19 protein-coding genes are annotated in these 25,710 nt (G+C 60.6%); 4 read left to right on the plus strand and 15 right to left on the minus strand.

The features are described from left to right. Nucleotides 1–10 precede the first annotated feature (10 nt). The 6 genes from glgA to HDC30_RS22185 form a co-directional block, all read right to left on the minus strand. The gene (gene glgA / locus HDC30_RS22160; protein WP_183784919.1) at nucleotides 11–1,597 is read right to left on the minus strand and encodes a glycogen synthase GlgA; all 1,587 of its coding nucleotides are present in this window, start codon (nucleotides 1,595–1,597) and stop codon (nucleotides 11–13) included. 595 nt (nucleotides 1,598–2,192) lie between these two features. Further along, nucleotides 2,193–3,146, minus strand: coding sequence for a D-2-hydroxyacid dehydrogenase family protein (locus HDC30_RS22165; RefSeq protein WP_183784921.1), 954 nt, complete (start codon nucleotides 3,144–3,146; stop codon nucleotides 2,193–2,195). Between the two features lie 13 nt (nucleotides 3,147–3,159). Further along, nucleotides 3,160–4,212, minus strand: coding sequence for an alpha/beta fold hydrolase (locus HDC30_RS22170; protein WP_183784923.1), 1,053 nt, complete (start codon nucleotides 4,210–4,212; stop codon nucleotides 3,160–3,162). A gap of 86 nt (nucleotides 4,213–4,298) precedes the next feature. Continuing rightward, on the minus strand, nucleotides 4,299–4,733 hold the full coding sequence (locus tag HDC30_RS22175; RefSeq protein WP_097089622.1) for a YqaA family protein: 435 nt from the start codon (nucleotides 4,731–4,733) through the stop codon (nucleotides 4,299–4,301). Further along, nucleotides 4,733–5,179, minus strand: a complete 447-nt coding sequence (locus HDC30_RS22180; protein ID WP_103369533.1) for a DUF411 domain-containing protein — start codon at nucleotides 5,177–5,179, stop codon at nucleotides 4,733–4,735. The genes HDC30_RS22175 and HDC30_RS22180 overlap by 1 nt, the downstream gene beginning before the upstream one ends. Nucleotides 5,180–5,343: 164 nt before the next feature. Further along, a complete protein-coding gene (locus HDC30_RS22185) occupies nucleotides 5,344–7,335 on the minus strand; it encodes a methyl-accepting chemotaxis protein (protein WP_183784925.1) in 1,992 nt (663 codons plus the stop codon). 382 nt (nucleotides 7,336–7,717) lie between these two features. On the opposite strand from HDC30_RS22185, the gene HDC30_RS22190 reads away from it, so the two are divergent. Beyond that, nucleotides 7,718–8,245 carry a hypothetical protein gene (locus HDC30_RS22190; RefSeq protein WP_027612032.1) on the plus strand — a complete coding sequence of 176 codons (528 nt, stop codon included), beginning with the start codon at nucleotides 7,718–7,720 and terminating at the stop codon, nucleotides 8,243–8,245. A gap of 48 nt (nucleotides 8,246–8,293) precedes the next feature. Here HDC30_RS22190 and HDC30_RS22195 read toward each other — a convergent pair whose 3' ends face one another. The 6 genes from HDC30_RS22195 to HDC30_RS29225 all read right to left on the minus strand — a co-directional run bounded on the left by HDC30_RS22195 (nucleotide 8,294) and on the right by HDC30_RS29225 (nucleotide 15,742). Then, on the minus strand, nucleotides 8,294–9,217 hold the full coding sequence (locus tag HDC30_RS22195) for a GNAT family N-acetyltransferase (RefSeq protein ID WP_097089625.1): 924 nt from the start codon (nucleotides 9,215–9,217) through the stop codon (nucleotides 8,294–8,296). Continuing rightward, nucleotides 9,217–10,506, minus strand: coding sequence for a phenylacetate--CoA ligase family protein (locus HDC30_RS22200; protein WP_183784927.1), 1,290 nt, complete (start codon nucleotides 10,504–10,506; stop codon nucleotides 9,217–9,219). Before HDC30_RS22200 ends, HDC30_RS22195 begins: the two co-directional genes overlap by 1 nt. Nucleotides 10,507–10,555: 49 nt before the next feature. Then, nucleotides 10,556–12,958, minus strand: coding sequence for an aldehyde dehydrogenase family protein (locus tag HDC30_RS22205; RefSeq protein WP_183784929.1), 2,403 nt, complete (start codon nucleotides 12,956–12,958; stop codon nucleotides 10,556–10,558). Between the two features lies 1 nt (nucleotide 12,959). Continuing rightward, nucleotides 12,960–14,090: an acyl-protein synthase gene (locus tag HDC30_RS22210; RefSeq protein ID WP_183784931.1), complete on the minus strand. Its 1,131-nt coding sequence runs from the start codon at nucleotides 14,088–14,090 to the stop codon at nucleotides 12,960–12,962. Further along, complete coding sequence (locus tag HDC30_RS22215; protein ID WP_183784933.1) at nucleotides 14,087–15,343, minus strand: MFS transporter; 1,257 nt, start codon at nucleotides 15,341–15,343, stop codon at nucleotides 14,087–14,089. Before HDC30_RS22215 ends, HDC30_RS22210 begins: the two co-directional genes overlap by 4 nt. Nucleotides 15,344–15,607: 264 nt before the next feature. Further along, complete coding sequence (locus tag HDC30_RS29225; protein WP_256214187.1) at nucleotides 15,608–15,742, minus strand: hypothetical protein; 135 nt, start codon at nucleotides 15,740–15,742, stop codon at nucleotides 15,608–15,610. A gap of 157 nt (nucleotides 15,743–15,899) precedes the next feature. Between HDC30_RS29225 and HDC30_RS22220 the strand changes: the two genes are divergently transcribed. Beyond that, complete coding sequence (locus HDC30_RS22220; protein WP_007961862.1) at nucleotides 15,900–16,088, plus strand: hypothetical protein; 189 nt, start codon at nucleotides 15,900–15,902, stop codon at nucleotides 16,086–16,088. Nucleotides 16,089–16,106: 18 nt separating this feature from the next. Here the strand turns inward: HDC30_RS22220 and HDC30_RS22225 are convergent, their stop codons facing one another. Continuing rightward, complete coding sequence (locus HDC30_RS22225) at nucleotides 16,107–16,484, minus strand: fe2+ zn2+ uptake regulation protein (protein WP_027612026.1); 378 nt, start codon at nucleotides 16,482–16,484, stop codon at nucleotides 16,107–16,109. Nucleotides 16,485–16,761: 277 nt separating this feature from the next. Here HDC30_RS22225 and HDC30_RS22230 point away from each other — a divergent pair, with 277 nt between their 5' ends. After that, the gene (locus tag HDC30_RS22230) at nucleotides 16,762–19,107 is read left to right on the plus strand and encodes an acylase (protein WP_183784935.1); all 2,346 of its coding nucleotides are present in this window, start codon (nucleotides 16,762–16,764) and stop codon (nucleotides 19,105–19,107) included. Nucleotides 19,108–19,196: 89 nt separating this feature from the next. Here the strand turns inward: HDC30_RS22230 and HDC30_RS22235 are convergent, their stop codons facing one another. Then, on the minus strand, nucleotides 19,197–20,204 hold the full coding sequence (locus tag HDC30_RS22235; protein WP_183784937.1) for a FecR family protein: 1,008 nt from the start codon (nucleotides 20,202–20,204) through the stop codon (nucleotides 19,197–19,199). A gap of 152 nt (nucleotides 20,205–20,356) precedes the next feature. Here HDC30_RS22235 and HDC30_RS22240 point away from each other — a divergent pair, with 152 nt between their 5' ends. After that, nucleotides 20,357–20,626, plus strand: coding sequence for a PepSY domain-containing protein (locus HDC30_RS22240; protein ID WP_007961867.1), 270 nt, complete (start codon nucleotides 20,357–20,359; stop codon nucleotides 20,624–20,626). 53 nt (nucleotides 20,627–20,679) lie between these two features. Here HDC30_RS22240 and HDC30_RS22245 read toward each other — a convergent pair whose 3' ends face one another. Next, nucleotides 20,680–25,506 (minus strand): hypothetical protein, encoded by a 4,827-nt coding sequence (locus HDC30_RS22245; protein WP_409347922.1) that lies wholly within the window; start codon nucleotides 25,504–25,506, stop codon nucleotides 20,680–20,682. Nucleotides 25,507–25,710 lie beyond the last annotated feature (204 nt).

Below are 25,710 nucleotides of genomic sequence, written 5' to 3' on the forward strand. Positions count from 1 at the left end.
GCTCCCTGAGTTATTTGTGGCCGGCTTTACCCAGCGCCTTGGCGACCAGTTGTTCGTAGAGTTCGGCGTAGGGTTCGACCGCTTTGCACCAGTTGAACGGCGCGGCCATCGCTCGGCAACGCATGGCATTGAGCAGTTCGGGAAAGGCAAAGACCCTGAACGCGCGGCTCAGGGCTTCGCGGTAGCTCTCGACAGTGGATTCGTCGAAGAGGAAACCGGTGACGCCGTTCTCGATGGTGTCGGCCAGGCCGCCGGTATTGCGCGCCACCGGCAACGAGCCGAAGCGCTGGGCGTACATCTGGCTCAGGCCGCAGGGTTCATAGCGCGACGGCATCAACAGGAAATCGCTGCCGGCGAACATGCGCCGGGCGTCGGTTTCATTGAAGCCGATGCGCACGCCGATCTGCCCAGGAAAGCGCAGCGCCAGTTCACGCATGGCCTGTTCTTCTTCCGGCTCGCCACGGCCGATGATTGCGATCTGGCCACCGTTCTGCACGATGTATTCGGAGACGGCTTCAGTCAGGTCCAGACCTTTCTGATAAACCAAACGCGAAACCACGGCGAACAGCGGGCCGCTGGAATGGTTCAAGCCAAACAGTTCACGCACATGGGCGGCATTGATCGCTTTGCCTTCCCAGTCGCCGATGGCGAACGGCGCAAACAGGTGCGGATCAGTGGCCGCGTCCCAGCTCTCATCGATGCCGTTGGGGATGCCGCTGAGCAAGCCTTGCTGGGTCTTGGCGGCGAGAAAACCGTCGAGACCGCAGCCGAAATCCGGGGTGGTGATTTCCTGCGCGTAGGTGGCGCTGACGGTGGTGATGTGGCTCGAATAGGCCATGCCGGCCTTGAGGAACGACATCTTGCCGTAGAATTCCATGCCTTCCTGTTGCAGGGCGTGTGTCGGAATACCCAGCTCCGGGCACGAGCCGAGGCTGGTCACGCCTTGGTAGGCGAGATTGTGAATGGTGAACAGGGTCGGCGTGCGCTGCCCGCGCCAGTGCATATACGCAGGGGCCAGACCGGCGGGCCAGTCGTGGGCGTGCACCAGATCCGGGCACCAGTGAATTTGTGCGAGGTTGGCGGCGATGTCGGCAGCGGCCAGGCCCAGGCGGGCGAAACGAATGTGGTTGTCAGGCCAGTCGCGACCGTTGTTGGCACCGTACGGCGAGCCTTCACGCTCATACAGCTCGGGGCAGATCAGCACGTAGATCACCAGCCCGTCCGGCATGTCCATACGCCCGATCTTGCACGGAGGCAATGCGGCATGGCCGCCGAGTTCGCCGATGATGTGGATCGGGTTTTCGCTGTGCATCACCTGCGGGTAACCGGGGATCAACACGCGCACATCGTGCAGGTGCGCCATGGCGCGGGGCAGGGCGGCGGAGACGTCGCCCAGACCGCCGGTCTTCACCAGGTCGGCGATTTCCGAGGTGACGAACAACACTTTCTTTTTGTTGGGATTCTGGCTGGCGACCGGCGTCAGCGTTTTGGTGCCCGGGACGTTGATCGACCGGCTGCCGGGAAGACTCACCGTGCTCGATTCACCAACCGCCTGCTGAGCACGCTCTCCCTGAATATCCAATGCCGCACTGATCATATGAATCTCCCGTGTCGTTGATCTGATTCTTGTATCGAACAAGCTGTGGCCAAATCCTGTGGCCGGGCGCAAACGCGCCACGCATCGGTGAGCAAACGCTACCCAACACGTGCAAGCAGAATGGGTGAAGGGGCCGTTGCAAGGATTGCACCAGTCGCGTTGACCCTGCCTTTCAGATGACCCGCCGCCATCTGCAAAAGTTTCGACAATTTTTCGGGTTTGTGACTGGCCGGTTTTAATCCGCGAAAGTCAGTCTAGGCCAGATCCTAGAGCGGGCGAGAGCAAACGGATAAATTGTTCGACAATCGGTTGGCAGGCAGCGAAATCCGTGGTGTGCAAGCAGGAACGCACCGACGAAGGGCAGGTTTTTTTGAGGGAGAGGGCTAAAACGGTGACTGAGCGGTCACGATTTTGTGCTAGCGGAAAGGCAGGGCGCACTGTTGTGGTGCGGGCAGTTTGTTGATGTGTTGTCTATTAAGGCCCCTTCGCGAGCAAGCCCGCTCCCACAGTTGATTTGTGTACGACACTTTTCCAATGTGGGAGCGGGCTTGCTCGCGAAGGCGTCAGTTGATTCAGCGCAATCGAAACGTTGCGATCAATTCAATAGGCGCCGCGGGCTCCCGGCGGCCCACCCCTGAATATCCTCGATCATCTGCGCAAAGAACTGCGCATAGTTCTGCCGGCTGACATACCCCACATGTGGTGTGGCCAGCACATTGTCCAATGTGCGAAACGGGTGCAGTTCAGGCAGCGGCTCCTGATCGAACACATCCAGCGCCGCGCCGGCGATCTTCTGTTTCTGCAACGCCTTGATCAGCGCCGCTTCATCGACGATCGGCCCACGGGCGGTGTTGACCAGCAGCGCGGTGGGTTTCATCCAGCCCAGTGCCTGTGCGTCGACCAGCCCGCGACTGCGTTCGCTGAGTACCAGATGCACCGAAAGCACATCGGCCTGTTCGAACAGTTGCTGCTTGCTGACCCAGGTTACGCCGGCTGCTTCAGCGCGTTCGGCGGTGAGATTTTCGCTCCAGGCAATCACGCGCATGCCAAACACCCGACCGAATTGCGCGACCTTCTGGCCGATGCTGCCCAGACCGAGGATGCCCAACGTCTTGCCGTGCAAATCACCGCCCAGCCCTTGCTGCCAGCCACCGGCGCGCAGGGAGTTGGCTTCGTTCAGCAGATTGCGCGTGGCGGCCATGATCAGCGCCCAGGTCAGTTCCGGCGCCGCGTGTTTGTAGCTGTCGGTGCCGCAGACCTTGATCCCGAGGCCAGCGGCCGCCTGCATGTCCAGCGCCGCGTTACGCATGCCGCCGGTGACCAGCAGCTTGAGATTGGGCAGGCGCTGCAGCAGGTCCTGGTCGAAACGCGTGCGCTCGCGCATCACGCAGATCACCTGGTACTGGCCCAGTCGCTCGGCCAGTGTGGCGTTGTCTGCCGGGTAGTCATGCACAAACGTCACGTCGCCGATGCTGTCGAGCACCGACCAGTCGACCACGTCCCGTGCCACGTCCTGCCAGTCATCGATCACTGCAATCTGCACCGCCATCAGCCTTACCTCATCAACGAACGGGATTGGTGTTGTTCAGCCAGCCGAGCAGGGCCTGGTGAAATTTCGCCGGTTCTTCCATCTGCGGCGCGTGGCCCATGCCGGGGAATTCCACCAGCGTCGACTGTGGAATCAGCTTGGCGACCTGCTTGCCGAGCACCTCATAGTGGCCGATTTTCGCCTTGACCTCGGGTGACGCGAGGTCCTTGCCGATGGCCGTGGTGTCGGACGTGCCGATCAACAGCAGGGTCGGCATCTTCAGGTCCTTGAACTCGTAGTACACCGGTTGGGTGAAGATCATGTCGTAGATCAGTGCCGAGTTCCACGCCACCTGGGTTTTGCCCGGGCCGTTGCTCAGGCCGGCGAGCATGTCGACCCAGCGGTCGAATTCGGGTTTCCAGCGGCCGTCATAATAGGTGTTGCGCTCGTAGTCGCGAATGCCTTGGGCGGTGACTTTGAGTTCGCGCTGATACCACTGATCCACGGTGCGGTACGGCACGCCGAGGGCTTTCCAGTCTTCCAGGCCGATCGGATTGACCAGCGCCAGTTGTTCGACCTGATCCGGGAACAGCAGCGCGAAGCGAGTGGCGAGCATGCCGCCGGTGGAATGGCCGAGCAGGGTGGCTTTCTGAATGCCGAGGGCCTTGAGCAGCTGTTGGGTGTTGGTCGCCAGTTGCTGGAAGCTGTACTGGTAGTGATCGGGTTTGCTGGAGGTGCAGAAGCCGATCTGATCAGGCGCGACGACCCGATAACCGGCCTCGCTCAAGGCCTTGATCGAACTGTCCCAGGTGGCGGCGCAAAAATTCTTGCCGTGCATCAGCACCACGGTGCGCCCGTTGGCCTTGCCGTGGGCGGCGACGTCCATGTAACCCATTTGCAGGGATTTACCCTGGGACTGAAAGGCAAAGTGTTTGAGCGTGTAGGGGTATTGGAAACCTTGCAGCTCCGGGCCATAGGTCTGGCCATCGGCGGGTGCAGTTTCAGTGGGCGCTGCAGCGTGGGCAAACAGCGGCAGCGCAGCGCTGAGGAACAGGCCGGGCAGCCAGCGGGATAGCGTGACGGACATAAGGGCAAACTCCATGGAAATCGGCCGATGCTGGAACGCCCGGATTAGGGCGACGTTAACCACAGGCAACGCCATGGCCGGAATGTTCAACCGAGCCAGCCCAGGGTCAGCATCGCCACCACGGCGTAACGCGCCGCTTTGGCCAGCGTGACGATCAGCAGAAAGCGCCCGAGCGGCTCGCGCATGACGCCGGCGATCAGGGTCAGGGGATCGCCGATCACCGGCAGCCAACTCAGTAGCAGCGACCAGTGACCATAGCGCTCGTAGTGTTTGCGCGCGGTGGCCATGTGGTTCGGGCTGACGGGGAACCAGCGTCGATCCTGAAAGCGTTCGAGGCCGCGCCCCAGCCACCAGTTGACCAGCGAACCGAGGACATTGCCCAGCGTCGCCACGCCCAGCAGGCCCCAGAGCCAGTAACGGTCGCTGGCGATCAGCCCGACCAGCAGCGCTTCGGATTGCAGCGGCAACAGCGTCGCAGCGCCGAACGCCGCCGCGAACAGCCCGACGTAACCGGCAGCCATCAATGCGCCGGGTAGTCCGCCACCACCACATCCGTGCCGTCCTTTTTCAGGCCGATCACTTGATAGGCATCGCTCATGCCGTCCATTTCCATGCCCGGTGACCCCATGGGCATGCCCGGCGCGGCGATACCCAGCAGATCGTCACGCTTGCTCAGGGCCAGCACTTGTTCCGCCGGCACGTGGCCTTCAACGAACTTGCCGTTGATCAGCGCGGTATGGCACGAGCCCAGGCGCGGTGGCACGCCGTGTTGCTGCTTGAAGCTGCTCATGTCGCTTTCGACATGGTCTTCGACTTTGAAGCCGTTGGCTTCGAGGTGGCTGATCCATTTCTTGCAGCAGCCGCAATTGGCGTCGCGGTGCACTTCGATCGGGATCAGCTCGGCGGCCTGGGCCAGGGAGGACAGGAGCAGGGCGCTGAGGGCGGCCAGTCGCAGGGAGGTTCGCATGGTGGGCTCTCGACAAGGATGACGGTCAAAAAGGAAAGTATTTTGACCGGATTATCCTGCCGGGCATCAACGGAGTGTTTCAAGTTGATACAAGGCAGGCTGGCAGGATGATCCTGGATCAAGCCTGACAGCCTGCTGAGCGGGAGATTACAAATCTGTCAGGCTCAACGAACCTTGAACCGCCCCATGATCGCGCTCACCCGGTTGTTGGCTTCCAGCAACTGGCGGGTGTTGAGTTCGCTGGCCTGGCCGCTGTGCACCAGTTCTTCGACCATGTGCCGGATCTGCACCATGCTGCGGTTGATCTCTTCGGTGACCGCACTCTGCTGTTCGGCAGCGGTAGCGATCTGGGTGCTGAGGCTGTTGATGTGGCTGACCGAGCCGGCCATTTCATCCAGACCCGAGTTGACCCGCGCCGTGGCGTCAGCGGCGGACTGGCAGCTGGCCTGAGTGTTTTCCATAGCGCTGACCGACGAGCTCACGCCTTGGGTCAGGCGGGTCAACATCTCGTTGATTTCCGAGGTGCTGGCCTGGGTGCGAGCGGCGAGGGCGCGGACTTCGTCGGCGACCACGGCAAAGCCGCGACCCTGTTCACCGGCCCGGGCGGCTTCAATGGCGGCGTTGAGCGCCAGCAGGTTGGTCTGCCCGGCGATTGCGCCGATCACCCCGAGAATCTCGGTGATGCGCTGCGCGTCCTGCTGCATGTTCTCGACTTTCTGGGTGGCGCTGGCCACTTCGTCGATCAAGGCCACCACGCTGTTGGTGGCTTCACCGACCACGACCCGCGAGCGGTCGGCATTTTCGTTGGCGCGCTGGGTGAACGCTGCGGTTTCAGCGGCGTTCTGCGCAACGCTTTCGGCCGTCGAACTCATTTCGGTGATGGCGGTAACGGTCTGATCGGTTTCCGAAGCATGGCGCAGCAGAATCTGGCTGGTGTTGGCCGACGTACGCTGCAGGTCGTCCAGGCTCGAAGCCATGGCGCCGGTGGCCTGGGTGACTTCACCGATCATGTTCTGCAGGTAGGCAATAAAGGTGTTGACCGAGTGGCCGATGGCGCCCAGTTCGTCTTCGGCACGGATGGTGATGCGCCGGGTCAGGTCGGCATCGCCGCTGGACAGCAAGTCGATGTTGGCCTTCAGCGCTTTCATCCGCGACACCAGTTGGCGGATCGCATACACCTGCAACAACACCAGCAGGATCACCAGCGGAATCTGCAACAGGCTCAGGCTGCTGAGCACGTCGTCACGCTGGGCGGTGAGCATTTTCGTTGGCAGGGCGGTGGCGAGGAACCACGGCGTGCCTTCGATCGGGCGCATGAAGAAGGTGCTGGCTTCGCCGTTGTTGTCGAACTCGACGCGTTGCGCCTGATCGCGGTTTTGCAGGCCGGCCTTGACCTGATTGGCGAAGGTCGAGCCGGCGGCCAGTTCGCTGATGTTCTTCAGCACGATCGGGCCGCTGATGCGCGAGCTGTTGCTGATGATCTTGCCGTCGGCCTCGACGATCAGCATTTCGGCGTTGAGGTCTTTTTCCTTGCGCGCCACCAGATCGTTGAAAAAGCCCAGCGTCACGTCGATGGTCGACACGCCCCACGCCGCACCGTTTTTCTGGATCGCCATGGCGCAGTTGGTGCGCGGCTCGGCACTCGCGTCATCTTTATAGGCCGCAGCCCAGGCGCACTGGCCGCGCGGGGTCTGCATGCCGCCCTTGTACCAGCTCTGGTCGTAATAGTTGGGCGCCGCGTCGCTGTTCCAGAAGGTATTCACCGCCAGTTTGCCCGAGGCGTCGCGGTGCCAGAACGTGCTGAACTTGTTGCGCCCGGCCTCACGCTGACCCGGCAGTGGCCAGATCCCGCCACCGAAGACTTTCAGCTCGCCGTATTGATCCACCAGGCCCGGCAACACTGTGTCGATGGCCGCGCTGTCGAGCAGGGGAATGGTCTGGGTGATGCTGCGCTGCTGCGCCTGGACTTTGTTCAGTTCGCCCTGAATCTGTTCGGCGACTTCGGCAATCCGGTTGAGCACCACCTGTTCTTCGGTATGCCGCAGCTTGGGGGCAACCAATTGGCTGATACCGACCACGGTCAGCACCGACAGCAGCAGGATGAACAGAACCAGAAATAACGTGTAGCGAGCCTGAATGGTGCGGAATGCGGGCATGGATACCGGTCCTTGAGCTGCGATTCTTATTGTGGGGTCGAGGGAAAAACGGCGGGGTCACACCAGCGTATCGTCGGCGAACGGGGAAGCTTTAAGTACTTTGGTGCAAGAAAGTGTCGGGCTGACGGAAGGTGCGTGTCGACTCCGATACAAATGGCTTGACCCTCTTGTCAGCCAGCGCAAAAAAAAGCTTCGCGAGCAATCGTCAAACTGCCATGAAACCGCGACACCGTGAGCTTCTGGCAATATGTATCGAGAATGTACAAAAATTGTAAGCGGCTGCACTAAAAGGGTTGGTGCCACCAGTTCGCCGGTAGATACTTCCCGGCATTCAAGTAGTCCAGCAAGGACATTTCATGGTTATTTCACAGGGAGTCTTCTCATGACGATCGGCATTGTCGGCGGCTGGGAGAGCAAGGCAGGGGTGCTGGTTCGCAATACAGGCGCGAAGAAGGAGGTCAAGCAAAGCCTCAAGGTGCAGCAGATGCTCGCCAAGGTCGGCACCAATCCGACCGCGCTGAACACTGCCGAAATGGACAAGCAGGGCCTGCGCAAAAATATCAAGGGGTTCGATCCGGCGAATGTCTCGGTCAAGCAACTGAGCAATCTGAGTGTTTTTCTGCGTGAACGCGGGCTGATTTCCGACATCACCTCCTTTACATTGCTCAATGCCGGCGACAAGTTCGACCGTTTCGGCGTGACCAAAGACCCTGATGCAAAATTCAATGCGCTGGAGTATTTCGCCACCCAGCTCGACGCCATTCAGAACAATGGCCTCAATGGCAATGCCTACGGCAAGAACCTGATCCCTGAATACAAAAAGGCGATCTATGTGCTGCAGAACCTGAAAACCTACGGTGAAGGCAACGCGGCGAAACCGGTGGATCAAGGCGTCAAGTCCAAGGCCTGAGCCGGTCACCCACGGCCCACCCATTGATTGGGTGGGCCGTTTTCGTTTTTAGTCCTGATACCTTTCGCCGGCCTGCTGCGCCTGATCCTGCAGATTCTGCATATGTGGACAGTGCAGGCTCAGCGTGGAGGCCTGGTAGCCACGATGAAACAGTGCCAGCCAGCCGTCGCTGTGGTCATCGGGGACAATCCCGGTGAAAGCGAAACCGGCATCGGCCAGTTTGCGCAGCGCGCTGGAAAACCCTTGGGCGAGTCTGAGTCTGATCGAAATCAGCCAGTGCGCCGGCAGTTGTCCCAATTGCTCGAGCAGGTTGTCATCGAGGGCCTTGAGCAGCAGGTCGTAGCGCCCGGATACGTGATCGAAGCGGATCTTCGGGCCTTTCCATGGCACGGTATGGTCGGTGGTACCAAACACCGCCTCCAGACGCGACATCAGCTCGCGGCAATCCTGCGGCCAGGCGAGTGCCGGCAGCGGGCGCCGATAACCGTCGATGCTGCAGTGACCCACAACAATCGTCTCCCGCCCTGTTCCACCGAACGGCGAAGGCGCGTAATCGGGCAACAGACCACAGCTGTGAAACCCCAGGCCGGCGGCCATGCGCTGCGTATACGGGTGGTGCGTGACCTGCTTGATCGTCACGCCTCGGCAATCCAGCGCCTGGGCATGAATCAGCAGCTGCTGGCCCAACTGGGTGGCGATGTTTTGCCCGCGAGTGTCCGGGTGCACCACGGTCAGTGCCAGCTCCGCCAGTGCGGTTCGGCCAGATTGGCGAAACAACGTGGCGTGCCCGCAGATATGCTCGTTTACCACCGCCACCAGCGAGTGCCAGCGACCGACGCTGTGGTTCTGGCTGATCATCCAGGGCAGATACACGTGGGGTTGAGGATAATGAACGCCGTAGATTTCTTCGAACAGGCGGCTGACTGCCGGCGCATCGGCGACGCGATAGCGGCGGATGATTGTCGTGTCCATCACGCTTGCCCCTGCTGCGGATGGTCGTAAACCCGTCGATCCACGACCCGCTGATGTTTGCCGGAGCGTGGATGACAGGTCAGTTCATCGTTCGCACAGGCGATCACGTTCAGCTCCAGCAATTGATCGGACTGCAGTTTCTCGATCAGCGGGTATTGGTTGATCAGCGCACGGCGCAGGGTTGAGCTTGCCTGGCTGATGTCAGCCGTTCGCGTGCAGGGTACCCACTTGAGGCTCAGCAGATCTTTGCTTGCTCGCTGTTCGATGAGCAGTTGCCAGTCATCGCTGGCGGCGATCTTGCGCACCAGCTCGCCGATGTCAACGGTATCCAGACTCAACACGCTCACCCGCACGCGCTGGCTGTTCATGCTGCGGCCCATCAGGGCGAACTTGCGCATCGGCGTCCCCGCCGGTTCACGCCAGCAGGCGAGGTCGCCGACCGGATAGCGGATCACCGGCATCAGGCGCCGGGTGAGGTTGGTCAGGACTAGCCTGCCGTTACGGTTGCACTCTTCGATGACGGCACCGCTCACCTCATCGATGATCTCCAGCACGCTGTGCCGCTCCAGCATCCGGTGTTCGCCCAGGGCGCAATCGCGGGTGCTGACGCCGATCAATCCGGCATCGACGCTGGCGTAGCCGATGGAGGCAATGCGTGCGTTCGGGAACACCCGCTGGAGCGTTTGCAGCTGGGCGGCGAACAGGCTCTCGCCGCCGTAGAGCAGGGTTTCGACGCCCTCCAGGATCCGTGACTGGCGCTCAAGCCAGACGGCGAATTTGAGCATTTGCGCCGGCAGACCGGCCAGCACATTGATCCGGTACGCAACGATCGACTCGGCCAGTACGGCGCTGTCGACGGCCCCGGTGAAGGGAAATTCGCTGACGGGAGTCTGGACATGTGCCAGCGCGTCGTGAAGAAAAATGAAGCTGGCATACAGGTCGCCGACGAAGAACAGATTGGCGACCCGGTCGCCGGGGTTCAGTTGCGCCGTGAGGTGGCTGCCGAAATCGCGCACCAGGGTTTGCCATTCTGCGCGGGTGAACAGCGAGAGTTTTCCCGAGCCGGTGGTGCCCCCGGTCTTGAAGACCATCGCGTCTTCCAGCGGGCCTGACAACACTGGCCAACGGTGCGGATGCTGACTGTCACGCCAGTATTGTTCAGGGTCGATCAGGGGCAGTTCAGTCAAAGCGCTGATGGGTGCCGCGACATCTTTGAAGTGTTCGCGGCAATAGGCCGAATGTTGGCGGGTGTAACCGAGCAAATTGTTCAATTCAATGATCGTGTTCATGATTTTTTCTTGTATGAAGTGGCGATGGGCCGCGTGCAGATAGCTGCTGTCAGCGGCGCGTATCAATCAGTAGGGGAGTTTTGCCGCTGTGCCGGTTTCGGGCGAACTGCTCGACGGCACATTGCTCGACGTCTAGCGTGAGCAAACCGGTCTGCACCAGCGTGATCAGCGTCGAATAATTCTGCAGTCGGCGGTGGGCCTCGGCCGGCTCCAGAGGGCAGTGCAGGCGCATGCGTTCCAGGCCGTCAGGGCCGTGGTCGAGGACCAGTTGAAACGGCATCTGAAGGTGCTGCTCCAGAATCGCCAGCGAAATGAAATCGGTGCCGATGCGCAGCAGGTTGCCGTGGCGTTGCAGCAGTTCGAAGCGCGGTGAAGTCAGACCGCAGGCACACGGGCCGGGTAACCAGCGTCCGCTGTCGCCAATGTCATAGCGCTGCACGGACTGACCCTGACGCCCACGAGAGGTCACCAGCAGACGACCGGATTCGCCGTCACTGACCGGCGCGTCGTGTTCAAAATCGACAATTTCCAGGTGCTGGATGTCGCTCATCAGATGGAAAACGCCATCTGCCGTGGCCCGGCAGGCATGGCCCAGGGGACCGGCATCGACGCTGCCGTAAATCGCCGAGCGGATCAGGCTGACGCCGCAACTTTGCAAGAGCTCGCGGGTTTGCTCACTCAGGTGTTCGCCACCGAGAAAGACCTTGGCGACGCCACCATAGCGCCGCAGTATTTGTTGTTCGTTGATAAACAACCGGTGCAGGGTGCCGGGCATGCCGATCAGCACGGTGATCCGTTGAGCCTCGATCATCTGCGCGATCTCGTGGTAATCGTCGTCCGCCGGGGCGCCCATCGGCCAGTGTCGGGCCTGCAGTTGTTCCAGCACTTTGGCAAAACTGGAAAAGCCGCCGTACAGTCCGCCGCTGAAAAACAGGTTCATGACCCTATCCTGGGCCGGGTCCAGACCGGCCGCCAGCAAACCATCGGCGGCCGCCTGCATCTGGCGCTGGAATTCGTGGTAACTGAAGCCGGAAAGCACAGGTGCGCCACTGCTGCCGCCGGAGCGAAAGAACAGCTGCGCCGCTGAATCCGGCGGCTGGCCGACGAATTGTCCTTTGTCCATGATCGCCAGACCGGTCAGTGGTGGTGGGGCAGGCAGCTGATCAAGCGTGGAGTGGCCGGTCAGCGAGTTCGTCGGCAGACTGACCGATACGCGTCGACTCAGGCGCTGCAGCGCATAAACACCGTCGTGGGGTTCGCCGTCGTAGCCATCGTGAATAGTCTCGATCGGGGTAATGCGCGTCACACCGGCGGCAATCAGCGTTTGTGCCAGTTCGGTGATCTGTGCCTCGGGACACATCAAGGCGCAGCTCTGCAGCACGTTGCGCCAAGGCAGCAACGTAGCGCTGAGCCGCTCGCGGGGCAGGGGTTTGAGCAACAGGCTGCGAAACAGCGCAGAAGGTTCGAGCTGGCGATCATGACTCCAGATCACCCGCCAGCCCGACGCACTCCAGACCCGACCGGTCTGCCCGGCAAAACTTTGGGCCAGCCGGGCCATCGCCGTGCAGGTGGTGATTTGCGAAGCCTCTTCAAGCGTCGGCGTAAGGGCCGGCCATTGACCGGCACGGCGCTCGAACGCGGCGGCCAGTTGTGCCCCGATATCGTTCAGTACGCGCGCGTCGTCGCTGTCCACCAACAACCATTGCGGGCTGGAGCAGGCTTGCTGATCGAGGCGGCAGACTTCATCGACAATCGCATCGAGGACGGCGGGCGATGCGGCGTCTGGGGTCAGGTAGGCGAAGCTGATGCGGTGCCCCCAGTCGATCCAGCGACAGCCTGGCGGGATCTGCTGGCGGATGGCTTGCAGCGCAGTTTCGCCACCCCACGCCGCGACACCGTTGGCGTGCCTGCACAACTGGCCGATTTGTTCGGTGCGGGTCGGCAGCACCGCCACGTAACCATTGAGTTGTCCGCTCGGGTCGCATGCAACCAACGCCTGAAGCAGGCGCGCGGTGAAGCCCGCGTCACTGCTGCTGGGGCGCAACCAGTTGACGTTGCCGCTCAGCAGACCTTCGACCACCGCACAGAACGCCAGCAGCGGCGCGTTGGCCGGAGTGATATGCACCACCAGGCCCAGCGGACTCCAGCGCTCGAAGCGTGACTGTCGATAGTCGATGCGACGCAGCGAATCGGGGCGCAAGCCCAACTCACGATCCAGCTTGGCTTGCAGGGCGGCAGGCTGGCAGAAATCGATGAGTGCCTCGCGCTGACCGGGAGCCAGTGGCAGTTCCGTTTCTTCTTGTTGCAGACGTTCGGCGAAGGCCTTGGCAGTGGCAAGCAGTGTGCTGGTTTGCAGTGGAATCTGCAGCCTTCGTGGCAACTCCCGCTGAAGTTGGTGCAAGGCGCTGTCGAGGCTGCACTCGGTGTGCAACTGACCGTTGATCAAGTACATATCAGTGCCTCCCCAGCAGTTCGGACGCGGCCATGGCACAGCTCCTCGCGGCCGTGGTGCCGGCGCGGCCATGCAACTGGAACCAGTCGCTGGCCAGACCACAGGCACAGCTGTTGCCGGGATGCAGCGTGGCCAGATCGCTCATGACCACGGCATGGGCCGGGCTTGAGGAAATGTAGGGCGAGACCAGACTCAGCAGGCCGCGCTGGCCATAGGGCAAGACTGAAAAATCCACCGTGCTGCGTACGTATACTTTTGCGTAGACCGGTACGTGAAAGTGATGGTGGGCACATTCGACGTAAGGCACCGCGTGTTCGACGGCGCCGTAACCGTCGCGACAGTCTTGGGTCGCGATGCCCAGTTGTTGCTGGATCCGCGCATACAAGGCTTGTCTGGGGACTTCTTCGGCGGCGCGGGTTTTCCAGCCGCCGCCGAAAAATGCCAATGATCCGGCCGGCAGTTGCAGGTCTGCCACGCCGGTCGCGCGCATGCGTTGCAGGGTTTCCCAGAGAAAGGCGGGAAAGCCGAAGATGCGCACCGGCAGACCTTCTTCGGCAAAGGCCTGCAAGGCGCTGATCACGCCGAACAGATCAAACTGGTGGCCTTCACCATTGCGACGCAGGGCGTAAACCACCCGATTGGCGGGAGCAAAACCGCACAGGAATTGATCGGTGAAGGATGTGCCCAAGGTGTTTTTCTGCTCGGGCTCATAGCCGAGCAACAGGTAGTTGCACGGGGCATGCGGGGTAATCCAGCCATATTGGGCGAAAATCCGTTCGACCATGTACTGCGCGGCGCCGAGGCTGCGCGCGTCGTAGCGCATGCGGCTCTTCTGCCCGCTGGTGCCGGAGGAAGTCAGTTCCAGGGCGTCTTCGCCCGTCGGACTGAGCAGCATCTGTTGCTTGAAGAAACTGGCGAAAATCGGTGGCAATTGCGACCAGTCGTCGAGCTCGTCCAGGTCATCGACAGCGATTGCATGGGCGTTCAACCAGTGGCCATAACCGGGCGTATGGTGAGCGTGAAACCGGGTGATTTCGCTCATGGCCAGATTGAACAGCTCTTTGGGGACGGCCTCCTGGCAATAGGGCTGCGGCAATGCGCAAAGCGCATCGCTGTGGGGAAACAGAGTCATCGAATATCCTTATTGATGTGTGGTGGGTGCGGCGAGTGCCGCAGAAGGCGGTAGAGCAGGGGCAAGCACAGCAGGCCACCGAGGCCTGCCAGCAGGGAGAAGGATTGCAGGTTCGAACCACCGCCGATGACGGCGATGAGCGAGCCGCCGCAGCCCATCACGGCAATCGACAGCATGCCGATCATGGCCGAGACCAGCCCCTTGCCCGCATCGCTGGAGAACAGCGCGAGGCGGTACAGCGCGGCGTTACTCATGCCAAGCCCCAGTGCATACACGGCCAGTGCGCAAACGGCCAATGGCAGCGCAGCCAAACTCAGGGCAGCAGCGATCAGCCCCAGCAGTCCGAGGCAAAACGGCCACAGGGCCAGACCGATCACCTGGGCGAGCGTGTGCCCGACGAGCAATCGATCCAGTAGTAAATTACCTAGGATCACCGCCGCAAACACCGGGATTTGCCACAGGCCATATTCCAGCGCAGACAGCTCAAGGCGTTGCATGAGCAGCACCGGCGCCAGTCCGATCCAGGCAATCAGCGGCAGGCTCATCAGGCCCAGTGTCAGACTGGCGCCGATGAATCGGCGGTTGCGCAGCAGCGCGAGGTAACCCAGGCCGATCTGCCTGAGCGAAAACGCCGCTGGAGCCTGTCGCTGGCCGTCACGGCGCACGACGTCGATCGTTTCCGGCATCCAGGCAAACAGAGCGAGCCAGACAACCACACTCGTTGCCGCCAGCCCCAGAAACATCTGTCGCCAGCTCAGCCATTCCAGCAGCAGGCTGCCGAGCAAGGGGCCGAGCAGCGGCGACAGCAGCGCCACGTTGCCCAGTAATGCCATGAGGCGCACGGCATCGGCCTCGCAGAACACTTCCTGCAGGGTCGGGTAGCTGACAGCGACCACAAAGCCCAGGCCCATGCCCTGGATCAGGCGCAACGCATTAAAGGCTTCAATGCGCTGCGTTATGACTGCGGCGCTGCACGCCAGGCCGAATAGCGCACAACCGAGCAACAGCAAGCGACGCCGGCCGTAACGGTCGGAAAGGGGGCCGATCAGCCATTGCAGGCACACGCCGCCAATCAGATACAGGTTGAAGGCGTTGGCTACATGCCGGGTATCGGCGTTGAACTCGCCGGTCACCGTCAACATGGCCGGCATGATCATGTCGCTGGCCATATAGGTGAGCAGTTCAAAAGCGGTAATGGCCAGGCAGAATCCGATAATCTGCACGGGCGTCATTACGATCAAGGTTCTCTGCATAAACATCCCTGTTTCAGTAAGCGAGAAAAGTTCGCAGAGACTAGAGGCAGAGTTGTCGCGGCAGCCAATCCTTTGCTGCGACATGAAATTTCAAATACTTACAGCGTATTTACTGACCCCCGCAGGCTGATCGAAAAGGCATTTGCGAGGCACAGGCGCGCCAACAAAAATGCCCGCTAGCGGGCGGGCATGGTTGGCATTGAAAAGGCTGGTGAGGTATCCCGACCGGTATTTCAGGCGCACCGGCGGGCGAACGATCCTGTTCTATCGATGGTAATAACCGGGGCCTTCCTGATAACGATGGTGGCCATCATGCCAACCGCCGTGGGGGAAAATGATGCAGCCGCTCAAGGTCAGTACGGCAAGGAGGGGAATCAGCCAGGTGATTCGACGGAACATTTCAAAGATCCTCATGGTTACGCCGGCATGAAGCCAAAACTCTTCATCGGCTGTAACATGAGACCGCGTTCGGCCAGGCCCATCCCCGCAACACGGTATGTGCATGGCATGCAACCGGATACAAACCGGATACATTTGAAAGTTTCAGGAACCCGCAATGACCCAGAAGCAACGTTTGAAATACTCGATCCTGATCGCCCTGTCGGTGCTGGCGATCATGCTCGGCCTGTCCTGGCTGCAAAATGCAGGGATGATCAGTCAGAAGATGTTCCAGTACATCGCCATGGGTGTGGCGGTGGTCGTGGTGGTGATCAACGGGGTGATGCGCCGCAAGGTCAAGCCCTGACGGCGATCGCGGGACGCTTCAATCGTGATTGAGCACGGCAGCAGCCTGTGGATGCAGGCTGTAACTCTTGTCCGGGTTGAAGGTGACCACCCCTTCGGCGCATAGACGCTTCAACACTTCGCGCACGCTGAGAAAGGACAACGGAATATCCAGATCCAGCAGTTGACTGTGCACGCCGCGCACGCCCAGGCGTCGATCGCTTTGTGCGGCGACCAGCAGGGCGTCGATGACTTTCAGACGAATCAGACTGGTGCGCAGGCCGAAGCTTTTCAGCAACAGACGAATACGCTCATTGCCCTGACGCTCGGGGCTGGGGGCGAAGCTGCTCGCGCGGGAACTCATGGAAGCTCCTTGTGACGCCTGGCTACCGTCCATTGGTAGTTGCGAGTTGTACATGGGGTTACTCCTTTTCAGAGCCCGATCAGGAAACGTTTTGACTGCTCTCAGTAAACAAGACGTTTCAGCACGACAAATCATGAAAGGAAATATGTAGAAATTTTGTCGGTTATTCGTTGTTTTCCCGTAATCAGTGAATTTCACCTTCCTCAATCGGGCTAAATTTTTTTTCTCGCATTCGTTTCCTGAACAGCCGTCTTGCGCCCAGGCGCATGAATCAATTTCAGAGTGGATCCGGCGCAAGCGCCGATCCTTGTCTTGTCGTTCAGGAGCGAGTGTGATTATTTCCCGACAGTTAACCGGACTGGCCCTCGCCGGTGCGTTTCTCGGACTCAGTCTGTCCGCCCATGCGTTCAGTCCCGCTGCACAAGCCAGTGCCGATATCCGCCGCACCTCCTTTGGTGTGCCGCACATCCGCGCGGAAAATGAACGGGGACTGGGTTTCGGCATTGGTTACGCCTACGCGCAGGACAACCTGTGCCTGCTGGCCAACGAGATCGTCACGGTCAATGGCCAGCGCTCGCGCTATTTCGGGCCGGAGCAGTTCACCGTCGAACAACGCGAGAATCGCGTCAGCGACCTGTTCTTCACCTGGCTCAACACTCCCGCAGCGGTGAAAGCCTTCTGGGACGCGCAACCGGCGCAGGTGCACGACCTGGTGGAAGGCTATGCCGCGGGCTATAACCGTTATCTCGCCGAACGCCGCCAGCAGGGTCTGCCGCAACAGTGCCAGGGTGAGTGGGTGCGTGATATCAGCGCCGAAGATCTGGTCAAACTCACTCGGCGCCTGTTGGTCGAGGGCGGTGTCGGGCAGTTCGCCGAAGCCTTGGCTGGCGCGACGCCGCCGCAGGCCACGGCGCAGCTCGGCAGCGATGCCCGGGCCTATCAGTTGGCGGACGCGCGCCTGCAGCGCTTCGCTCTGGATCGCGGCAGCAATGCCGTGGCGGTCGGCAGCGAACGCTCGTTCAACGGACGCGGCATGCTGCTGGCCAACCCGCATTTTCCATGGGTTGGCGGCATGCGCTTTTACCAGATGCACCTGACCATTCCGGGCAAACTCGACGTCATGGGCGCAGCCTTGCCGGGGTTGCCGATGATCAACATCGGTTTCAATCAGCATCTGGCCTGGACCCACACGGTGGATTCATCCAAACATTTCACCCTGTATCGTCTGCAACTCGACCCGAAAGACCCGACCCGCTACCTGCTCGACGGCAAGTCGCTGCCGTTGAACAAGCAGACGGTCACTGTGCAGGTCAAACAGGCGGACGGTCAGGTGGTGCCGGTCTCGCGCGATGTCTACAGCTCGCAGTTCGGCCCGATCGTGCAATGGCCGGGCAAACTCGACTGGGATCATCAGTACGCCTACAGCCTGCGCGACGCCAACCTGGACAATGATCGCGTGCTGACGCAGTGGTACGCGATGAACCAGGCGTCGAGCCTCAAGGCTCTGCAGGATTCGGTGCACAAGATTCAGGGCATCCCCTGGGTCAACACCCTGGCCGTGGATGACAACGGGCAGACGCTGTACATGAACCTGTCGGTGGTGCCGAACGTCAGCGCCGACAAACTGGCCAAGTGCAGCGACCCGCGCATCGGCTTGCAGATGATCGTGCTCGACGGTTCCAACAGCGCTTGCGCCTGGGATATCGATCCGCAAGCTGCGCAGAAGGGCATCTATGCCGCCAGCCAGCTGCCGCAACTGTTGCGCAAGGACTTCGTCCAGCATTCCAACGATTCCGCGTGGCTGGCGAACCCGGCACAACCGCTGACCGGGTTCTCGCCGCTGATCAGTCAGGACGGCCAGCCGCTGGGCCTGCGATCAAGATTTGCGCTGGAGCGCCTGAACACACTCGGCAAAAAGGGCCCGCTGGCGGTGAAGGATCTGCAACAGATGGTGATGGACGACAACGTCTATCTGGCGACTCAGGTGCTGCCCGATCTGCTGAAGTTCTGCGCTGCGGATCTGGGTGCGGACGCGGCCGCGTTGAAGCTGGTTTGCGCCAGTCTCAAGGGTTGGGATGGCCGGGCGAATCTGGATTCGGGCATTGGTCTGGTGCATTTCCAGAACATCATGCAGGCGCTGCAAGCGTCGCCGGATGTCTGGCGTGTGCCGTTCGATCCAAAAGACCCGCAACACACGCCACGCGGGTTGGCGATCGAGCAACCGGCCGTGAGCAAGGCACTGCGTGAAGCGCTGCTGGCGTCGGCTGCCACTGCGCAGAAAATGGGTCTCAAACCTGAAACCCGCTGGGGCGATATTCAGGTGGCGAGCAGCGGCGCTCAACAAACCGCAATTCACGGCGGGCCGGGAACGCTGGGGATCTACAACGCGATCCAGAGCGTGCCGCGTGAAGACGGCAAACTCGAAGTGGTCAGCGGCACCAGCTACCTGCAAGTGGTGACCTTCGACGACAAAGGCCCGCACGCTCAAGGGCTGCTGGCGTTCTCGCTGTCCAGTGACCCGGAGTCGAAATACTCTCGCGATCAGACCGAGGCATTTTCGAAAAAGCAGTGGAGTGTGTTGCCGTTCACTGAGCAGCAGATCGCTGCCGATCCGCAGTATCAGGTGCAAACGGTTCGCGAAGTGGCGGGCAAGGGCACCGAGGTGGTTGCGCAGTAAGTCAGGCTGAACGAAAAAGCCGCTGCTCCTTGACAGGAACAGCGGCTTTTTTGTTGCCCTGAGTTAACCGTGGCAGGTGGTGCCCGGTTTCAGGTTTTTGGTGGCTGCCGCGGCATCGAGTTGATCACCGGATCACCCTCGGTATTGCGCGTAAGGTAGACCGGCAACACCTTGGGCAGGGTGTTGACGAGGCCGCCGAGCTCTTTGATGTTGTAGACGCCGCCGACACGGATTGCGCCGGTACTGGCGTCGGCCAGTTTCAGCGGTTTGCTCAGGTAGCGATTGATCAGCGGCAAGGCTTCGTTGAGTGCCAGGTTGTCGAGTACCAGTTTGCCGCTGCGCCAGGCCAGGGCGTTATCGTTGGCGTAGGTCTGGCTGATCTGTGGCGTGTAGTCGCCATGCCGGTACTGCGCCTGCATGGCCGGCCCCAGGCGCAAACCGTCGCCCGGCAGGGCGGCGTTGCTGGTTACCAACACCGAGCCTTCGATCAGATTGACCCGTACCTGATCTTCGTAGAGCCAGACATTGAAGCGGGTGCCGGTCACGCGGATCTTGCCTTCGCCGGCCCTGACCACGAACGGGTGGGAGAGGTCATGGCTGACTTCGAAAAACGCTTCACCCTTTTTCAGGGTGACCCGCCGCTCGTCCTTGTAATTGCTGAAGGTCAACTCAGTATTGAGGTTGAGCTCGACCTGACTGCCATCCTTCAAGGTGACCTGACGGACATTGTCGGTGGCTGCGAAATGCTGATAGCTGTTGGGCAACCAGCCCAGATTCCAGCCACCGTACGCCGCCAGTGGCAAGGCCAGGGCGCAGACGCTCGCGGCAATTGCGTAGCGCCGCCAGGCGGGCACCGCAGTGGTCAGCGGCACATTGAGCGTTGGGGGCAGCGACGGACGCGGCAGATGTTCGGCAACGTCCCAGATTTCCAGCATCGCTTCGTATTCGAATGCATGCAGCGGATGCGCATCGCGCCATTGCTCGAAAGCCAGACGATCCTCGGCGGAGCAGTCTTCGGCGTGCAGACGCATGCACCAGTGCGCGGCGGCATCGGTGATCGCATCGTATTCGGCTTCCGAGAGGGATTCTTGGGTCATTGACTCGTCCTGATTTGCTGCATTCTAACCTTGCGAGCCGGGTGCCGAGAACATCAGTCATGGCAATTGCCCATCAAAGTGGAACTTATTTTTCCGGCAGACGCCCAAAAACAGGACATCAGAGGAACATCATCCACAAATGGAGTGAAAAAATGATCAAAAAAACCTTAGCCGCTGCAATCGCCACCGCCGCTTTGTTCAGCGCCGGTGCCGCCATGGCTGATCGTCCCGGTGCGGGCTGGGTCACCATTGAAAAGGCTATCGAGATCGTGAAAACCAAGGCCGGTTACGTCGAAGTCTATGAAATCGAGGCCGACAATGACGGCTACTGGAAAGGCGAGGGGCGCAAGGCCGACGGTTCGGTATATGAGTTCCGCATCGATGGCGCCTCGGGCAATGTATTGCGTGACCAGAAAGACTGAGTTCACCCAGCGATAAACCATGCGCAGGCCAACCGCCTGCGCATTTTTTTACCTCAGTTGAGCCCTCCGTGAGGTTGGGTTACCGGATCCAGCTGGCGGCCCATTTCGCAAATCAGGAAGGCGATCGAATCGGCATTGCGCAATATCGTGTCGATGCGTGGATGCGGGTTGGTCGGGCTGAGAAACGCCGTTCGCGCGTCCTCGAGATTCCTCGTCCCCGTGGTCTTGAGAACTTCCCTGCGCACATGTTCCATGCCCTCAAACTCGTCGATATCGAGCCACTCCTGAAGGTTGTCGCTCCAGCGCGAAAACAGCTCTTCACGGCGCGTGGACAGTGACAGTGCTTCGCGCTGAAATCGTGTCTGTACCTGTTTGCGGGCAGCTCCATAACCGGTCACCGTAGCAATCAGATCAGCAAACGGGCGCCGCGCTTCCAGGGAGGCAATGTCGACGGTCTTGCTGAACTGATGGGAAAACTCGTGGATGAGCGTCGCTGCCCGTGCATGCCCGTCAACATTGAACGGTTCGGTCAGGCCTGTGTTGTACCAATCCAGCCCTTGATTGAAGAACTTTTCGGTGAAGTGGACTTTCTTGAGTAAATCGCCACCCAGTACAAAGGCGATTACACCCGAGCTGCTGTGTCTGTTCGAGCCGACCACAAAGCGACTGGTATTCAACAGGTCTTCTGTTGGATCGACCAAGGCATCACAGATCGGCACGATGGCCTGCTTCAGCTTGTCGAGAATGTCGGCATCAATCCGTTGCGCACCAAAAAAAGACTTGAGAAAAATATCGAGGCGGGTGCCCGGCACATAGTTTCTCAGTTGGGCAAGATTGTGCAGGCTGTTGAAGGCGTAATGCCGGGCCAGATCAATTGCCTCAATCAACATGCGGGCTTTTTCCGGATGGCGGGCGCGGATTTCTTCCATGCCTTGCGCTTCGATATTCAGCATGTACCGCGCCTGGCGATGGGTGGCGTAATGGTTGAACATCGTCGACATGGCCTTGCCGAAATGCACGGTATGGCGATCCGGGTCCAGCACCAGTTGCCGGGAAGCGGTGTGTTGCAACACCGGGCCTGGCTGCCCGGCGCCTTTGATCTGCCAGACGGCTCCCGGCCGCTCCACGGGATAGACTTTGCCGGCGATAGGGGCGTAAGTCGCTTTGGTTGTCAGATCCTGATACGTACCCTCGGCAGCATCGTGAGTCAGATCCTTCAGGGCGATAGTCGGAGCTTCGAATGTCTGCAGCGAGGTGCGCAGCGGATCGGTCGGCTTTGTCTGCGCAAGGACGGGAGCGCTCAGTGTGGTTGGCTGCGGTGGTTGCGGCGCTGCCACGGCTTGAGACTCCAGACGTGACTCCAGCGCCAGTCGCCCGAGACTGATCATCTGCGCTGCGCCGGCGACAAAGGTTTCCAGCGCACGTTTCCAGTGGTGATCCTGCAACGCTTCGGCCGAACCCATGAAGTCCTTGTAGCTTTGCCAGAGAAACTGCACATAGGCGAGTTTGCCCGGCAGCAGGCCCCGGATCTGCTGGATGCCGGAACTGAACAGGTGCTTCGCGGCGTCCCAATCCGCCTGCGCCGATGGCAGCGAATGGCTGCTCAGCAAGTGTGGCAACAAGGCCAGATTGTTGTCGAACAACTGCAGCAGCAAGTTGCCGTTGATCGGGGTGGTGGCCAGGGTCATCTCGCTCGTCTGGCCGCTGCTCGCCTTGAACAACGCGCTGAAGATCGAACGTTGATTTTCCGGCAAGCGGCGCAGCAGCAAGTCCTGCAGTGAGCCCGGCGTATTCAGCGCGGCGATCACTGCTGCCTCGTCCTCGAACTCACTGAATGCGTGCTCTCCATGGTAGGGCGCATAAAGCACCTGAGGGCCGGATTTTTCCGCAGGGCCGATCAAGTACAGCCCCAGCGCCTTGATCGCGGATGCCCCGGCGGTCTTGATCAGCGCCAACGGCCGGACAATCGCATCGGCCCCTTGCACGGTCGCACGAGCGACGGCATCGGGCATGTCGAGCACCTGTGTAATCAAGTCGAAGGCTTTTGTCGACAAGCGTTGTTGCAGTTGTAACTGATGGGCATGTTGCAGCAGTTGCCAGGGTAGTTGCTGGATGAAACGCAGCTTGCGTTGTTCGGCGTCGACGTCATTCGCGGACAACACCGTGGTGATTTTATTGGCAAATGTTGTCGCAACGTTCAAGGACAACAGCAGGCTCCTGACCGCTTGCTGGTCGAGTCCCGTCGGCAGCGCCCGGTCGGTGCTCGAGCTGAGGGTGAATGCAGTGTCCTGGGCAGTATGCGCATGGTTCAAGGCGAAGTCGGTCAAGCTCATTGCAGACCCGATCAGGCTCAGCGCGGGAGTGACGGTGATCTGTTCGGGGTCGAGATCCTGCCTGTGCAAGCGGGTGCTCAGCAGCGTCTTTAGGGTCTGCCGGATGTAATCACGCAAGGTTGGCAGCGCGTGGAGATAATCCTCATCGTCGATGACGCTGTGCCGCCACTGTTCCAGCAGTTCCAGGTGCAACTGCTGATCGTCAAGCCTGGCCATTCCCAGCCAGGCAGGCAGTGAATGCTGCTTGCCGAGTGCCATCGCCAGAGCGGTGGCGCGTTGCAGGTTGGTCTCAACGACTTGCTCACTCAACGTCTTGAGGATCTGATGTTCCCGTGGCTTTGGCCAATGGCGGCCCCGCACCTGTTCACAGCGCTGGAGAAAATGTTCGATCGTTGATTCGGTGCGATCCTGCAATACATTGCCGCTGATCAGCTGTAACCGTCCCAGCGTGTAGCGTTGATGGAACCTCTGGTGCTGTGGTGAAAGGTTTTCCAGCAGCACCAGGCGTTTTTGCGGATCCAGCAGCCGCTGGTTCAAAACCTGTCTGGCATGCTCGATCGAGCGGAAGACTTCCAGGCCCAGAGCCGGTGTCCACAAGATCGCGCGTCCGGAGTGCTGCGTATCGAGGCCACCGCGTTCCGTGAGCAGGACGCAGTTGGCCAGCGGCAGCAATTCGCTCTCACCGGCGACCTGTAACGTCAATGACCAGGCATCCGGCCGAATCCCGTTGAGTGCCTTGCGGCGGCTGCGATCCGGGTGATCCGGATTGAACACGGTGTCGACCAGGGTTTGCGCATGACGGCTTAGCGTTCCGTCCAGGACTCTCAACCGTGCTTCGCCATTGATGCCGACAGACAGGGCGTGCGCCAGCTTCGCTGCGATACCTTGCAGGTAGGTACGCTGCAGCGCTGTGACGGTCAACGGCTGGGCGGCGAAGTCTGCGGCGATGGTTGGCATGATGCTGGCGAACTTGCGCACTTCGGCTGTGGCGGTGTCCGCCAGCACCCTTGAAGGCAATGGGTTGCCGGTGAGCATCGGCCGGGTGCTCCAGCGCCCGCGAGCATCCAGGGTGACAAGGCGCTCGTGGAGCATCGAGCGGATGTCCAGGGCCTTATCGAACAGTGCGCGGATATCCACGACGCCGTCGCTGTGCCGGTACAACTGCAAGGCATAGTCGATGTTCTGTCGTTGCTTGGTGATGATCAATTCGAGCAGTACGCTGAACACGTCTCCGGCGATCGATTTGCCGGAAACCTGCGGCCGGTCGAAACCGAGGAAGCGCTGGCGCTCGTCGAGACTCAGCAGACCATAGAGTTCGTCTTCGTGCCCGGGGCTGGCGAACTTGCCGAGCAGCATGGATTTTAGATCTGCGTAGTCCTTGAGCACCTGCAAGCCGTGCGTCGGGGTATACAGGCAGCTTTCGGAATGGCCGATCATCAGCGCGCCGGCCAGCTCCACGAAGTTTGCCTGGTGCTCCCATAAACGCACGGTTTCCACGGCCGCGCGAGGTGCCAGACTTTCACTGAAACCCAGCGACGTCAGCAGGCTGTCGAATTGGCGCTGATCGATGATGCCCGCCTCGCGTTTGAGCAAAAAGTCCGCCAGCGCCTGCTGTCGAATGATCTGCGCCAATACGTCGCGCCGCGAGGCCCCGTCAGCACTGGGCCCATTCCAGTAGCGCTCCATTTGCTGGTACAGCAACACCAGCAGTTTGCCTGATGCCGTGGTGACGGCTGTCTCCCAGTGTTGCTGATCACTGGCCTGGAAAGTCCGGTCGGGGTGCGAAAACTCATGGGTCTGGCCAACCGGCCATCCGGTGTGGCGATAGTGCAACAGCAGCGCATCGCCAAGCGACAGCGCTTCAAGCCCATGCCGCGAAGCGAGGTCGGTCGATGCCGGGCCGGTGGCAGTCGTGGTCGCGTACAGGTTCACGCGCGTGCGTGTCTGATCGACGCCGCACATCGTTGGCGTCAGCAGTGCGTCGACTATGGTCTGGAGCAGACTGCCAAGTTCGGGCAGTTGCATCAATTCATCAAGCATCGCTTGCGTGTTGAGCTGCTGGCAATGCTCGATGACGGCGCGTTGATCTTCGAAGATATCGCCTTCGACGAGCTGGTAGGTCACGCTGATGCCGTGCTGTTCTGCCAGTCGTTTGCGTTGGGAAAAGGCGAGGAACGCCAGCAGTCGGTCGTCCTCGCTGGCGCTGTTCAGCTGCTGTTCCAGGTGCGCGGTCAGGGCGGTGAGGCTGGCATGTTTTTTTAGCCCGGCGAAAGGTGTGTACAACAGGATCCCGTGATCATCCGGGGTGGCACTGAGTATGAAACTGCCGGCCAGAGGCACCGCTGGCGCACCATTGGTATTGAGCAGGATGCGCTGGGCAAGCATGGGCGGGGTCTGCTGATTGCGTAGTGCGTGGGTCGCCAGTTGCACGTGACTCAACCATTGGAAGTCCGCGCTGGACAAGTGATGGAGATTGCCGAGTTCGCGCCACGATCCGGGGGAGTTGAGGATGGGCTGGAACAGCAGGGGAGGAATGGGAGCAGGCATCATCGGGTCTCGTTCAGGGCACCGTCCGGTGCACCGGTAAATTGAGACACGAGACTAAAGACCGGATCGATAACAGAGGCGGTACATAGTTACCGCACCAGCGGCAGCGCAATGTGCTAGCCGCGACAAGCCGGCACCACAACGGTTGACAGCACCCGTACCGGGCGTGGTTAATCGCTGGGCAAGCTGTTCGTACGCTGTTGT

This window comes from Pseudomonas sp. JAI115 (genome assembly GCF_014200835.1).
GTDB classification, from domain to species: domain Bacteria; phylum Pseudomonadota; class Gammaproteobacteria; order Pseudomonadales; family Pseudomonadaceae; genus Aquipseudomonas; species Aquipseudomonas putida_A.